At 72.2% G+C, this 13520-nt stretch carries 14 protein-coding genes; 2 read left to right on the top strand and 12 right to left on the bottom strand.

Annotation, left to right across the window (positions count from 1 at the left end):
* Nucleotides 1-419: 419 nt before the first annotated feature.
* Complete coding sequence (locus IO39_RS54245; RefSeq protein ID WP_157548098.1) at nucleotides 420-773, top strand: hypothetical protein; 354 nt, start codon at nucleotides 420-422, stop codon at nucleotides 771-773.
* Nucleotides 774-839: 66 nt separating this feature from the next.
* Here the strand turns inward: IO39_RS54245 and IO39_RS09500 are convergent, their stop codons facing one another.
* The 3 genes from IO39_RS09500 to IO39_RS09490 all read right to left on the bottom strand — a co-directional run bounded on the left by IO39_RS09500 (nucleotide 840) and on the right by IO39_RS09490 (nucleotide 6320).
* On the bottom strand, nucleotides 840-2396 hold the full coding sequence (locus IO39_RS09500; protein ID WP_169789037.1) for a sensor histidine kinase: 1557 nt from the start codon (nucleotides 2394-2396) through the stop codon (nucleotides 840-842).
* 467 nt (nucleotides 2397-2863) lie between these two features.
* A complete protein-coding gene (locus IO39_RS50420) occupies nucleotides 2864-5581 on the bottom strand; it encodes an ABC transporter permease (protein WP_052422647.1) in 2718 nt (905 codons plus the stop codon).
* A gap of 7 nt (nucleotides 5582-5588) precedes the next feature.
* Nucleotides 5589-6320: an ABC transporter ATP-binding protein gene (locus tag IO39_RS09490; RefSeq protein ID WP_245641880.1), complete on the bottom strand. Its 732-nt coding sequence runs from the start codon at nucleotides 6318-6320 to the stop codon at nucleotides 5589-5591.
* Nucleotides 6321-6797: 477 nt separating this feature from the next.
* On the opposite strand from IO39_RS09490, the gene IO39_RS09485 reads away from it, so the two are divergent.
* Nucleotides 6798-7421, top strand: a complete 624-nt coding sequence (locus IO39_RS09485) for a haloacid dehalogenase-like hydrolase (protein WP_043619132.1) — start codon at nucleotides 6798-6800, stop codon at nucleotides 7419-7421.
* 11 nt (nucleotides 7422-7432) lie between these two features.
* On the opposite strand, the gene IO39_RS09480 is transcribed toward IO39_RS09485, so the two are convergent.
* The 9 genes from IO39_RS09480 to IO39_RS09455 form a co-directional block, all read right to left on the bottom strand.
* Nucleotides 7433-8098, bottom strand: a complete 666-nt coding sequence (locus IO39_RS09480; RefSeq protein ID WP_043619131.1) for a response regulator transcription factor — start codon at nucleotides 8096-8098, stop codon at nucleotides 7433-7435.
* 96 nt (nucleotides 8099-8194) lie between these two features.
* Nucleotides 8195-9007, bottom strand: a complete 813-nt coding sequence (locus IO39_RS09475; RefSeq protein WP_245641879.1) for an ABC transporter permease — start codon at nucleotides 9005-9007, stop codon at nucleotides 8195-8197.
* Between the two features lie 70 nt (nucleotides 9008-9077).
* Nucleotides 9078-9950, bottom strand: coding sequence for an ABC transporter ATP-binding protein (locus IO39_RS09470; protein ID WP_043619129.1), 873 nt, complete (start codon nucleotides 9948-9950; stop codon nucleotides 9078-9080).
* A 352-nt stretch (nucleotides 9951-10302) separates the two neighbouring features.
* Nucleotides 10303-10434 carry a hypothetical protein gene (locus IO39_RS58825; protein ID WP_281200064.1) on the bottom strand — a complete coding sequence of 44 codons (132 nt, stop codon included), beginning with the start codon at nucleotides 10432-10434 and terminating at the stop codon, nucleotides 10303-10305.
* 47 nt (nucleotides 10435-10481) lie between these two features.
* Nucleotides 10482-10604: a lasso RiPP family leader peptide-containing protein gene (locus IO39_RS54240; protein ID WP_157548094.1), complete on the bottom strand. Its 123-nt coding sequence runs from the start codon at nucleotides 10602-10604 to the stop codon at nucleotides 10482-10484.
* 46 nt (nucleotides 10605-10650) lie between these two features.
* Nucleotides 10651-10773 (bottom strand): hypothetical protein, encoded by a 123-nt coding sequence (locus tag IO39_RS58820; protein ID WP_281200063.1) that lies wholly within the window; start codon nucleotides 10771-10773, stop codon nucleotides 10651-10653.
* On the bottom strand, nucleotides 10770-11255 hold the full coding sequence (locus IO39_RS09465) for a lasso peptide biosynthesis B2 protein (protein ID WP_052422646.1): 486 nt from the start codon (nucleotides 11253-11255) through the stop codon (nucleotides 10770-10772). Before IO39_RS09465 ends, IO39_RS58820 begins: the two co-directional genes overlap by 4 nt.
* A complete protein-coding gene (locus IO39_RS09460) occupies nucleotides 11252-11509 on the bottom strand; it encodes a lasso peptide biosynthesis PqqD family chaperone (RefSeq protein WP_043619128.1) in 258 nt (85 codons plus the stop codon). The genes IO39_RS09465 and IO39_RS09460 overlap by 4 nt, the downstream gene beginning before the upstream one ends.
* Nucleotides 11506-13365 carry an asparagine synthase-related protein gene (locus tag IO39_RS09455; protein WP_052422645.1) on the bottom strand — a complete coding sequence of 620 codons (1860 nt, stop codon included), beginning with the start codon at nucleotides 13363-13365 and terminating at the stop codon, nucleotides 11506-11508. The genes IO39_RS09460 and IO39_RS09455 overlap by 4 nt, the downstream gene beginning before the upstream one ends.
* Between the last annotated feature and the right edge of the window lie 155 nt (nucleotides 13366-13520).

Genomic DNA, 13520 nt, shown 5'->3' with positions numbered 1-13520 from the left:
ACGCCGAGCCCATCACCATCACCCCAGACACCCAGCACCTCAAACCAGCACCGGCCCAAAGCCGCCACCACCCGAGAACCCGCCCCACCCCCAGAACCCGCACCACCTCGAAGCCCCCACCGCCCCAGAACCGGCGTCGCCCCAGAACCCCACCGCCCCCACCACCCCAGCGCCCGCACTGCCCCCAGAGCCCGCACCCTCCCAGAGCCGCACCACCCCCCAAAGCCGCACCACCCCAGGCCCCCACCACCCCAAGGCAGGCCGGAATGTAGGGCGGCGCTACGACCGTGGAGGTGTGCGCTTAGGGCGCGAGGGGCTGCCGCCACCGACGGGCCGCAAACTCTGACCTTGCCCTGTAGCAAGCCGGCAACGCCCTCGAACGCGCCCAGAAAACAAGGAATCATCCTCAGCATCAGATCGTGAGTTTTCCTGCCATCCCGAAAGCCGCCCGGAATAATGAAGGGGTGATCATTAGCACAACCCCGGAACACGGCAAATGGTTCGAACACGCGCTGGAATGGGAAACTGACCTAGAACACGGCAAACGTCCAGCACGCTGCATGATCACCCAAGTTGCCGAGCCCGTCCGAACGCTACTTCCCCAGGTGTGCTACCGGCGCATCGACGACCACGAGAATAATCACCCCAGCAGTATCGATATCGACCTGTTCCACCATCTCATACGGCGCTGGCTGACCCCCGAGGAATCCGAGCAAGCCGATCAACAAGCCAAATTCCGCCAATCCTCTCGAATCACCACAGACACCCACTAATAACCCCTCCTTGTCGGCGATCCCATCGCCGACAAGGACCCACCCTCTCCCCTGCCACAACCCCTCTCACTTCGGACTCGTCGAAGAGGACACGGATCGCGGCTGCCCAAAGCCGTCCCCGGTCTGAGCATCGAACGGCAAGACCGCGACGACCTCAAACCCTCCTCCAACCCGCGCACCACTCCGAAGAGATCCGCCATAGGCGGCAACCCGCTCCCGCATCCCCACGAGCCCATGCCCGCCGGCCATCCCCCCGGCCATGCCCGGAGCCGAATCCCCAGCCGCCCCATAGGCCCCGCCGCTGAAACCCCCACCAGCGACACTGTCCCCGCCACCAGCTACTCCCCCAAAACCGCCACCCCCTCCGCCGAACGCCCCGCTGCCCCCGCCACCGGACCCACCATCCACCACGCCACCAAGACCACCACCGCCCACGCCACCGGACGCAGCACCAGATGCAGCACCCGCAACACCGCCGAACGCACCGCCGAACAGACCGCCGGTCTCGCCCCCTGCGACGCCGCCGGCCTCGTCACCTGGGACGCCGCCGGATGAAAGGATCGGGCCACGGCCGTTGTCGGAGATGCGTGCCTCCAGTTCGCCGTTCCCGTACCGCAACACCACCCGCACCCAGCTCACTCCGGGCCCGGCGTGCTTGCGGGTGTTGGTCAGTGCCTCCTGCACGATGCGGTACACCGCGAGCTCCATACCGGCCGGCAGCTCCCGTGGAACCCCTTGCACCGTGAGCTCGACGGGCAGGCCCGAGCTCCGGGCCTCCTCCACCAGCTGACCGAGCTGCGCCACCCCTGGTTGCGGAGCGTACGGGTGGGCCACGGCCTCGCCGTTGCGCAGCACGCCCAGCATGTGCCGCATCTCGGTCAGCGCGGCGCGCCCTGTCTCACCGATCGTCAGCAGTGCCTGCTCGGCACGGTCGGGCTTGCTGCGCAGGCAGTGCGCGGCTCCGGCGGCCTGCACGACGATGACACTGAGGCTGTGGGAGACCACATCATGCATCTCCCTGGCGATACGGGCCCGCTCGGCGGCCGCGGCGAGCTGGGCCTGGTGGGCGCGCTCCCGCTCCAGGCGTACGGCGTGCTCTTGCAGGCTCGCCAGGTAAGCGCGGCGGGTGCCGATGGTGCACCCCCAGATCCACACGGAGGCGATGAAGATCGTGTGAACGACGACCGTGTTGGTGAACAGATCCAGTCCCGCCCCTGCCGTCAGGGCCGGCCCCCAGCGCAGGAAGCCGAGAACGACGCCGAGCACCATCAACGCGGCCGCCGCCACGGACACCCGCCGCTCGCACCGCGAGGCGACGTTGTAGAGCCCGAAGAAGAGCAGGTAGTTGCCCGGCATCGGCAACACGCCGCACAGCCACTGGACGAAGCACGTGAACGCGATGGCCGCGAAGCTCAGCGCGGGACGATCCCGCCGCCATACGTACGGCAAGCACAACCCCACGGACAACGCCACAGCGAGGTAGGGCAGCTCCGCCGCCGTGGCCACCGGAAAGTTGTACAGAAACGCCCCAAGGGCCACCGCACCATCGACGACCCACGGACACCCCCGCACCCATGCCAGCACCCCACCCTGTACACCCTGCACGTTCTGCACGTTCTGCATCTCCTGCAAGCCCCTCATGCCCCCGCCCGCTCCACACCGCCGGCGCGTCCCGCAAGGCCCGCCGGGCAGCAGTACCCGTGCCTCGCAGGTCTCGACCCGCTTCTGCATGCCGGGCACGCCCCGCGGACTGGACAGGCACACGAACCCCGCACTTCCCAGGTCCCGGCAGGCCCCCGTCGCACGACCCGCACCCCCTGTGTGCTCCGTATGCTGCACAGCCTTCTGAGCCGAACAGGCCACGCATGCCTCGTACGCCTTGGAGGCCCCTGCATGTCCTCACCCTAGGTAATCAGCCGACGCCGTACCCGTACGTCCGGCACCTCCGTGACAGACCGAGGCGAACGCCCAGCAGCCCACGGGACCCGGGCCGTGCCGATTGCCGCGGGCCGTGCCGATTGCCGCGGGCCGTGGCGGTGTCAGGGGGTGTGGTTTCGGGATGCGGGTGCGCCCGGGGCGGGAGGTGGTGGTCATTCGCTTGCCAGGGCGGAGACCACCGAGGCGCGGGCGGCGCGGCGGGCGGGGAGGACTGAGGCCAGCAGGCCGGCCAGGACGGCCACGGCTATGAGGCCGGCCAGGTGCAGGGCGGACACGTCGAGGACGATGCCGAAGGACGGGCCGAGCATCGAGGTGAGCCCGACCCAGCCGAAGAGCGTGCCGAGCCCCGCCCCGAGCAGTGAGCCGACGGCTGCCAGCAGTGCCGCCTCGACGGCGAGCGTGGCGCGCAACTGGCCGCGGGTCAGCCCGAGCGCGCGCAGCAGCGCCGACTCTCGGGTGCGCTCGTGGACGGACAGGGCCAGAGTGTTGGCGATCCCGACGACGGCGATGAGGACGGCCACGGCGAGCAGCGCGGTGACGACGAGCAGCAGCGTGTCGAGCAGTTCGCTGTAGGTGGCCTGGGTCTTGGCGGTGCCCGTGACCGTGACGCTGCTGCCGGTCGTGGCCCGGTCGATGGCGGCGCCTATCGCGAGGAGGTCGGCGTCGGGCTCCGCCTGGGCGTACACCCCTCCGATGGTCGCGTCGGGGTAGAGGCGGTCCAGGTCTTGGTGGGTGAGGTAGACGACGGCCGCCGACCCCTTCGTCGGGAAGATGGAGGTGATGGTGAGGCCCCTTGCCTGTCCACCACCATCCCCAATGCCGTTGCCGATTCCAGTGGTCTCTCGGTCGCCCTCGCCGTTTCCGGTGCCGTCTTGGTTGCCGGTGGCGTTGCCGGGGCCGTGTTGGTTGCCGGTGGCGTTGCCGGGGCCGTGTTGGTTGCCGGTGCTGGGGGCGGTGGCGGTGGCGGGGTCGCTGGAGTCTTGGTCGCCCTTGCCGCTACCGGTGCCGTCTTGGTGGCCGGTGTGGGTGGCGGGGGGGAGGTGCAGGGTGTCGCCTGGGGTTATGCGCAGGGTGCGGGCGAGTGGCTGGGTGATCACCGCTTGGCCTGGGCGGAGCCCGCAGATGCTGGGGAGCTGGGAGGTCACGGCGGCGAGCTGGTGCGGATCGACGCCGCTGATCGCGATCTTCTGACCGTTCAGGGACGTCGTGGTGCCGCGGACGATGGCGATGTCAGACAAGCCCGGGATGCCGCGAATGTCTTCGACGAGTGCGGGCGGGATGTTGCCCTCTCCGGAGCGGACCATGAAGTCGACCGGGAACTCCTCGTCCATCTGCGCGGTCACCGTCGCCTGCAGCGAGGCGGCGCCCACGCTCATTATGGTCATCAGGGTCACCCCGACGAGCAGCGCCGAGGCGGTGGCCGTGGCGCGCCGTGGGTTGCGTACGGCGTTGACGGCGGCCAGGCGGCCCGGTGCGCCGAGCCAGCGGCCCAGCGTGGCGCCCACCAGCCGGACCAGCGGCGGGATCAGCGCCGGGCCGGCGAGCAGGATGCCGAGGAAGGTCAGCACCCCGCCGGCGAACGCGGCGATGAACCCGGCCGTGTCCGTGCGCACCAGGGTGCCGACGGCCATGCCGGCGACGCCGGTGAGCAGGGCCGCCATCGCGAGGACGGAGCGGGTGCGCCCCCCGCGCCGGGTCGGGATGCCCTGGTCGCGCAGCGCGGCGACGGGCGGGATGCGGGTGGCGGCGCGGGCCGGCAGCAGGGCGGCGCCGATCGTGACGGCGAGGCCGACGGCGACGGGCACCACCACGGCGGTGGCCGAGAGCGCGACCGCGCCGAACGGGAAGCCCTCGAACGTCGCGCTCAGCGCGGCCCCCACCCCGTAGGCGAGCCCGAACCCGGTGAGCACCCCCACCACGGACGCCGCGAGGCCGAGCGCGGCGGACTCGGCCAGCATGGAACGGAACACCTGCCCGCGGGTCACCCCGACGCAACGCAGCAGCGCCATCTCCCTGGTGCGCTGGACGAGCAGGATGCTGAACGTGTTGGCGATCACGATGCCCGCCACGAACAGCGCGATCCCGGCGAAGGCGAGCAGCCCCGCCGTCACCCCCGCGGTCAGCCCGCCCGAGGAGACCTCCTGCTGGGCCTGCTCCTCGGCGGTACGCACCACGTAGGGGCGGCCGACCACCCGGTCGATGCGGGCGGCCAGCTCCGCCGGAGGCAGCTCGCCCGCGGCCACGGCCAGGACCGAGGCGACCTTGACCTCGTCGGTGAGCTCCCGCAGTTGCTCGTCGGTCACGCCGAGGAACGCGCCCGACGAGTAGCGGGGTGCGGAGCCGGGGTCCACGAGACCCACGACGCGCAGCTTGCGCGTCTCCCGCTCACGATCGACGACGCCCTCCCAGTGGAGCGGGACGCCGACGGTGTCGCCGATGCCGACCCCGCCGCGCTGGGCGGCGTCGTGGCCGAGGACCGTCTCGCCGGGCCGGGACGCCAACCGGCCCTGGACCACCTTCGGCCAGCCCACGGTGGAGCCGGGCGCGATGCTGACGATCGTCGCGGGCTCGAACCTGTCGCCGGAGCGCAGCGCGGCATCCCAGACGGCGCGCCGCTCGGCGTGGACGACGCCAGGGACGCGCCGCACGGCGGAGAGCACGTCGCCGGGCATGTCCCGGTCGCCTGGCGCGGTCACCACGGCGCCCGCCCGGCCGAGATCCTGGCTGAACGCGCCGAGGAGGGAGCTGCGCATGGCGTCGGTGAACACGAACGTGCCCGCGACGAACGCCGTGGCGAGCACGATGGCGGCCGACGACAGCAGCAGCCGGCCCAGGTGGGCGCGCAGGCTCGCGAGGGTGATGCTCAGCATGGTGCGGTCACCTCTCCAGCGTCTTCAGCGCCTCGAGCACCCGCTCGACGGTCGGTTCGGTCATCTCGTCCGTGCGCCGGCCGTCACGCAGGAACACCACCCGGTCGGCATAGCTCGCCGCGGCGGCGTCGTGGGTGACCATCACCACGGTCTGGCCCAGCTCGTGCACGGACATGCGCAGGAACGACAGCACCTCTCCGCTAGACCGGGAGTCGAGGTTGCCCGTCGGCTCGTCGGCGAACACGACGTCGGGGCGGGTGATCAGGGCCCGCGCGCACGCGACCCGCTGCTGCTGCCCCCCGGACAGCTCGCTCGGCAGGTGCCCGAGACGGTCGCGCAGGCCCAGCGTGTCGATCACCCGGTCGCGCCAGGCCGGATCGGCGCCGCGCCGGCCGGCGATGTCGAGCGGAAGGGTGATGTTCTGGGCCGCGGTGAGCGTGGGCAGCAGGTTGAACGCCTGGAACACGAAGCCCACCCGCTGCCGCCGCAGCAGCGTCATCTGCTTGTCGCCGAGGCCGACCAGCTCGGTGTCGCCGAGGAGCACCGAGCCCGACGTGACCGTGTCGAGGCCGGCGAGGCAGTGCATCAGCGTCGACTTGCCCGACCCGGACGGGCCCATGATCGCGGTGAAGGTGCCGGAGGCGAAGGCGACCGACACCTGTCTCAGGGCCGTGACGGAGGTCTCGCCGGCGCCGTAGACCTTGACCAGTTCGCGCGCGGAGACGGCCCACGTGCGCATGTCCTGACTGTCGGGGCGTGCTGTGACCGACACCATGCCTCCTTCCGGCACCCGTGGGCGCCCGCTCGGTGTGCTCGCTCTCGGGCGTCGGCCCGGTTGCGGTTCACACGATTGCGCAGGTCGGCGGGGTGGCGCGTCGCCCCCAGGTCTGCTCTTTTTCGTAGAACTCGCGGTGGACGACCGGGTGGGTGTACGACTCAGGTCGGACGGCCCCAGGTCCCCGCTCCCGCCCGGCCTCCATGGTCAGGACCGGCTTCGGCGCGAAGAGGCCGGTTTCAGCGCGAAGACTTCAGCAGCCTCGGCGCGAAGAGGGCGGCTTGGGCGCGAAGAGGGCGGCTTCACACCCAAATGGCGATCTCGAAGAGAGTCCCAAAAGACCTCACGCGTGGCGGGAAGCCCAAGCCCGACGCCTCATGTACAAGATCCCGACGCGAACGTGCACACTTGTCAGCTGTGCCAACTCTGCATGTCTTCGATATGGACGGAACTCTGCTGAGCGGAACGACGGCCAGCCTCCAGATCGCCCGGCATCTCGGATCGACGCGGGAGCTGGTCGAGCTGGAAGCCGGGTTCGCGGTCGGCGCGATCGACACCCGGGCTTTCGCGGCCGCCATCCATGAGCTGTGGCGAGACCTGACTCCGTCAGTGGTCGCGGCCGCGTTCGCCGGCAGTCCATGGCTGACCGGGATCCGTGAGGCCTGCGCGGACATCCGTGAGCGTGGTGAACGATCCGTGGTGATCACCATGTCGCCCGACTTCTTCGCCCGGCACCTCCTTGAGCTCGGCTTCGACGACGTGGTGGCCTCCCGGTTCCCGCCGCCGCCCTTCCTGGAGCCGCTGGATCCGGCGAACATCCTCACCCCCCGCGACAAGGTCCGCATCGTGCAGGACATGTGCGAGCGGTACGGCCTTTCGCCCGTGCAGTGCGTCGCCTACGGCGACTCGATGTCCGACGCTCCGCTCTTCCGCCGGCTGACCAGGACAGTGGCGGTGAACGCCGATCACCACCTCGCCGACCTGGCCGCTCTCAGCTACCGCGGCGACAACCTGGCCGAGGCGTACGCACTTGGCCGGGCACTCCTCACCCGCGACCCCTCCTGATCGATGCGTGGTCAGGAGTCGCGGACGCTGACCAGGCCCGTCTCGTACGCGAACACCACCGCCTGCACCCGGTTGCTCAGATCGAGCTTCGCCAGGATGCGCCCCATGTGCGTCTTGACCGTGGCCTCGGACACGTGGAGCAGCTCGCCGATCTCCAGGTTCGACAACCCGCGCGCCACCAGCGCCAGCACCTCGCGCTCACGCGGGGTGAGCCCGCCGAGCGCGGCCGGGACGGGCGGGCCGTCGCCGGTGGGCAGGTGACCGGCGACGCGGTCGAGCAGCCGCCGCGTCGTGCTGGGCGCGACGACCGCGTCACCGCTGTGCACGGCGCGGATCGCCGACAGCAGGTCCGGCGGCGGGGCGTCCTTGAGCAGGAAGCCGCTGGCGCCCGCTTTCAGCGCCGCGTACGCGTACTCGTCCAGGTCGAAGGTGGTCAGGATCAGTACGCGCGGCCCGCCCTCCATGGCGCGGATGCGGCGGGTCGCCTCCACGCCGTCCATCCGTGGCATCCGGACGTCCATGAGCACGACGTCGGCCGCCACCGTGGACAGCAGCTCCAGCGCGGCGGCGCCGTCGGCCGCCTCGCCGACCACCTCGATGTCGGGCCGTTCGTCGAGGATCATGCGGAAGCCCGCGCGCACCAGCTCCTGATCGTCGACGAGCACCACGCGGATCACGTCGCTGAGCTCCTTGTTCGGCGTCTCAATGCCGGCACTTTCCCGCGGCTCATCCTAGGCACACCGGCCCCCGAACCGGCGTCCGCCACTCACGACTCACGACTCGCGCCTCGCCATCCGGCGCAGCACGATCGGCGCGATCACGAACCCGGCGACCGCCCACGCCCCGAGCACGCCCACCGTCTCCAGGTGCCGCCAGGACGCGCCGATCTCGGCCTCGGACAGCTCGCCCGGCAGGATCGCCGAGCGCATCCCGAGCCCGATCCAGTACATCGGGAACGCCTGCCCGATCCACTGCCCCCATGCGGGCAGCGCGGCCAGCGGATGGAACACCCCCGAGACCGCCACCAGCCCCATCAGCAGCAGCGTGACGAAGCGGAAGTCGCGCGGGTTGGTGAACAGCGCGCCGATGATCGCCCCGAGCGGCAGCGTCGCGGCCATGCCGAGCGCCAGCACCCCGGCCAGCGTCAGCCACGACGACAGCGCGCCCAGCCGCAGGTCGTCGAAGAGGAACCCCGCCGGTACGAGCACGATCAGCAGCGTGGCCACGCTCATCGCGGCCTGCCCGGCCACCTTGCCGACGAGGTAGCCCAGCACCCCGTTCGGCGTCGCCTTGGCGCGCAGCAGGGTGCCGTCGTCGCGCTCCATGATCAGCGTCATGGCCAGGCCCATGAGTCCGGTGAAGACGATGTTCATCGCCAGGACGCCGGGGATCGCCCAGGTGCCGAGCGACAGGCCGGAGCCCGCGACCGTGGTGCCGCTCAGGAAGTGCAGCAGGGCCAGCGCGATGACCGGGAACAACACGTAGCCGAAGACCTGCCCGGCGTTGTGCCGGAACTCGATCCGGCCGCGCGCCAGACCCGCGCGCACCGCGACCATCCGGGCGTTCACCGGCTCGCCTCCGTCCACGGGCCGCACCGCTCGAAGCGGGCGTTCACGATCACATCCGCCCGCGCGCCACGCCGTCCGATGTGGGCGTTCACGGGCTCACGTCCGTCCACGAGGTACGCCGCCCGGACTCGAACTCGCGCACCATGGTCAGGTAGACGTCCTCCAGCCGCGCCCGGCGCACCTCCAGGTCGCTGACGGCCTCGCCGTGCCGGGCGAACAGCTCCCGGACGTAGCCGGTGGCGTCCTCGACCGTGTGCGCGTGCGACCGCCCGTCACAGGTGAACCGGACCTCCGAACGGCCCGCCACCCGCGCCGCCAGCTCGGCGGCGGTGCCCTCGATCGCGATCCGCCCGCCCAGCAGGATGAGGATGCGGTGGGCGAGCTTCTCCGCCTCGTCCAGGTCGTGGGTGGTCAGCACGATCGTGGTGTCCTCCTGGTCGCGCAGCCCGCACACCAGGTCGTGGAACTCCCTGCGGGCCTGCGGGTCGAAGCCGACGGTCGGCTCGTCGAGGAAGAGCAGCTCCGGCCGGCCCACGAGGCCGATGGCCACGTCGAGCCGGCGTCGCTGCCCGCCGGAGAGCTTGGCGAGCGCGGTGTTCGCCTGTCCGGTCAGCCCGACGCGGGCGATCAGCTCGTCGGGGTCGTGGGGGCCGGGCCGGCCGGGGCCGGTGTAGGGGGTGTAGTGGCGTGCGAGGTAGGCGAGCAGTTCGCGGACCCGCCATCGGCGGTGGTCGCGCCAGGACTGCAGCACGATGCCCAGCCGCGCGCGCCACGCCTCGTCGCCGTGCTCGGGGTCGGCCCCCAGCACGCGTACGTGGCCGGCGGAGCGTTTCCTGAGCCCTTCGAGGATCTCGATGGTGGTGGTCTTGCCGGCGCCGTTCGGCCCGAGCAGGGCCACCACTTCGCCGCGGCGGATGCTCAGGTCCACGCCCCGCAGCACCTCGGCGCCGCCGTAGCGCATGCACAGCCCGCGGGTCTCGACGACCGGCCCGCCCGCCGCACCCGGCTCCCCGCCGCCGGCCGTCTCTCGGGCCGCGCCAAGAGACGCCTCACCGGACGCGCCGGAAGTCGCCCCACGGGACACCTCCTCGGACACGCCGGAAGGCGCCTCACGAGACACCTCCTCGGACGTCTCACAAGGCGCCTCGCCGGACGCCTCGCCGGACGCCTCGCCGGATGACCGGCGGCCTCTCCCTATCCGCGACATCTCACCTGCGAAGCCTTCCGTGGGTCGTCGGCGGTGCCGGGCTTGTCGTGGGGCCGACGCGGGCCGCCCCCACGACAAGCCCGTTCACCTACTGCTCACCCGCCCTTCACGCGGGGCAGGAGTAGTCGTTGAACGGCAGCCAGGTCTCCTCGCACGGGCCGACGAACTCGCCGGTCTCCGTGCCGAAGCCACCCAGCTCGGTGATGGCCGGGGACTCGTACACGATGTGGTCGCGCATCTTGCACCTCCTCTCCTCATAGCTGGTGCGGTGTCGAACGGCCGGATTCACGGCCGGTCGGCGATCGGCCACGAGGGCTCGTACTCGTCGCCGAGCCCCACGCCGGTCTCTGCGGCGAAGTCGCCCAGCTCGGTGATGGCCGGGGACTCGTACGCGATGTGGTCGCGCATCTTGCACCTCCTCTCCTCATTGCCGGTGCGGTGAGAACGGCCGGATTCACGGCCGTCCGGTCATCGGCCACGAGGGCTCGAACTGGTCGCCGACGTCCATGCCGGTCTCTGCGGCGAAGTCGCCCAGCTCGGTGACGGACGGGGCGTTGTACGGGTGGTCGGCGGTCAATCCACACCTCCTCTCCTCCGGTCGCCTTGCGTTTCCCCGGGGCTGGTGGCGGGCCGGCGGTGCGCCGGGCCGGCGGGCACGGTGAAGAACGTGCGGTAGCAGGAGCTGTCCACGGGCTCGTCGACCATCCGGCCGTCGGCCTCGACCCACGCGTGCGCGGCGAACGGCGGCGCGGCGATCACCCCGACGCACCAGGTCGGCCACGTGCCGCGGGACCTGCACAGCAGCAGCACCGCGATCGAGCGGGTGAGGCACGCCGTGCGCCCGCGGCAGCGCGGGCTCGACGTGAGGATCTCGTCGCGCGCCCGCTTGGCCTCCGCGTATCCCGCGGGGCGGGCGCCGGCGGCCAGCCTGGCGAGCCTGCGGCGCAGCCGCCGCGGGGGCATCCGGCCGAGCAGGCCCGCCACGGGCACGATCAGCCCGATGAGCAGCCTGGTGGCCGGACCCGGCCGCACGGGCGCCTCGGGCAGCACCGCGCTCATCGCAGCATCCCCAGGTCGCGCAGGTGGCGAAGGAGCGTCTCGGCGTCGGTGCGGGCGGTGCCGCCGTCGATGCCGAACTCGGCCACGAGCCGCTCGGCCGCCTGTTCGGCGCCGCCGCCCTGCTCGACCACGTCGAGCACGAGCCCGGCCGCCCGGTTGGCGTGCCAGTAGCGTCCTTCGGTCTCGTCGAGGAGCACGTCGCCGTAGTCGGTGCGTACGCGCGAGATGCCGTCTTTGATGGAGAAGGTGGTCATCGTCCCCGTCCTTGTCCGCAGGCGCCGGCCGGACCGGCCGCCGTGACCTGATTGCGCAGGAACACCGCCATGTTCACGGCCTCGAAGACGTGGGCCGGCGGCATGGCCTTGGCGTCGGGCCGCAGCGCCGCCGCCAGTCCGTCCGGATCGACCAGCCCCGAGGCCGGCAGCCCGGACTCCTCGAAGAGCGCGAGGAGCTCCCCGTGGTGGTCGGCGATGCCGCGCACGGCCTGGGCCGACCCGCCGACCTTCGAGGTGCGGCGGAGGAACTCCGCCGGCAGCAGGCCCGTCATGGCGGCCTTCATCAGCGGCTTCCACTCGACCGGGGTGTCGCGCTCCTCGCGCCGCACGGCGAGCACGGCCTCGGCGACGTGGTCGTCGAGCAGCGGCGCGTCGTACGCGACGCCGAACGGGGGCCCGAGCTGGCCGAGGCCGCGCGCGATCCTGGCGCCCTCGCGCAGCAGGAACAGCTCCAGGTGGGCGGCGCGGTCAGGCCCGAGAGGCGTGGCGGCGCCGGCGGTCTCGCGGAAGGCCGCGGCCACCATGGCGCGGGCGTCGGCCGACAACCACGGCGGCAGCCGGGGCGGGGTGGACCAGTCGCTGATGCGCGGGATCTCGGACCTGGGCGCGCCGGCCAGCGCCCGGGCGATGTTCCTGCGCAGCCAGGTGGGGTATGAGCTGCCGTCGAGCAGCTCGCGCAGCGTGGCGGCGATGCCCAGGCCCTCGGGGGCGTGCACGGCGCGCGCCCTGCGCCAGCCGGCCAGCGGGCGGGCGCGGAACAGCGAGTGCTCCCACGGGCCCAGGCCGCGCAGCAGGTGGTCGCCGCCGACGCCGTTCAGGTGGGCCGTGATGCCCCTGGCCACGTCGTCGCCGAGCATGCACGCGACCCTCGGGCCCGCCATCGCGGCCTGGGAGGGCAGGTCGAACCGGGTGCGCACGTCGAGCAGGCCCCCGAAGAAGCCGGGCAGCCCGTCGCTCGACTGGACGAGGTGCTCGCGCACCCCCGGCATGGCCGGCAGGGCCCTGCGCGCCCAGGCGAGGTCCTCCTTGCCGCCGGGGTCGTCGTTGTACATCGTCCTGGCGAGCACGCCGCCGGGTCCGCGCGCGGCGAAGTAGCACAACGGCGTGGAGTCCATGCCGCCGGACAGGTCGCAGGTGATCGGGCCGCCGGAGGCGGTGCGGGCCCCGACCGCGGCCTCCAGCGCGTCGCGCAGCCCGGCGGCGCCCTCGGCCCGCGACGATCGCGGCTCGGGGCGGCGCCACCAGGTGCCGCGGCTCCAGCCACGGCCGTCGCGCTCCAGCGTGAGGTAGTCGCCCGGGGCGACGGGCGCCACCTCGCGCCACGGCGGGGCCTCCGGGAACGGATGCGGGAGCGAGCGCACCAGCCGCAGCGCCAGTGCCGTCTCGTCCATCGGCGCGCCGGCCAGCTCGGCCAGCACGTCCGCCCGGTCGCAGGCCACGCGCACGCCGTCGACGAGCGCGTGGAAGATCCGGTGCACGCCCATGGCGGTGCCCTGGACGTAGACCCGGCCGTCGAGCGAGCCGGCCACGCAGTAGGCGCCGGCGAACCGCGCCGACACCTCCGTCGCGTCGCCCACCGACCTGACCTCGTCGCTCACCCGGGCGAGCCGCTCGGGGGCGACCGCGAACGAGCCCAGCAGCGCCAGCCGCCGGGGCCCTTCGTCGTGCACCAGCACGTGGGCGGCGGGCAGGCACGCCAGCAGCCAGGGGCGACCCGAGGGATGGCGGCCGACCACGTCGGCGCGCGCCAGGAGCCGGTCGGCGACCGGGCCGGCCGCGTCGTGGTCGGGCAAGGCCACGAAGAACCACGCCCCGGCTCCGCCCCTCGATCGCATGATGTCCTCCCGCGTGTCGCCGGCCCGGGCGAAACGACTCCCCGGATCCCTGATCTCGATTGCGGGATCCACCCTTGACCACCAGCGAGGATCACGCTGAGTGCAAAGCTAATCACGGGGAGTGGACACGTCAAGGTAGATCAACTGAGCGCGTC

The sequence above is a fragment of the Nonomuraea candida genome, assembly GCF_000725485.1.
Classification (GTDB): domain Bacteria; phylum Actinomycetota; class Actinomycetes; order Streptosporangiales; family Streptosporangiaceae; genus Nonomuraea; species Nonomuraea candida.
Note: the sequence above shows the minus strand (reverse complement) of the source record. Positions and strands in the feature narration are given on the sequence as shown.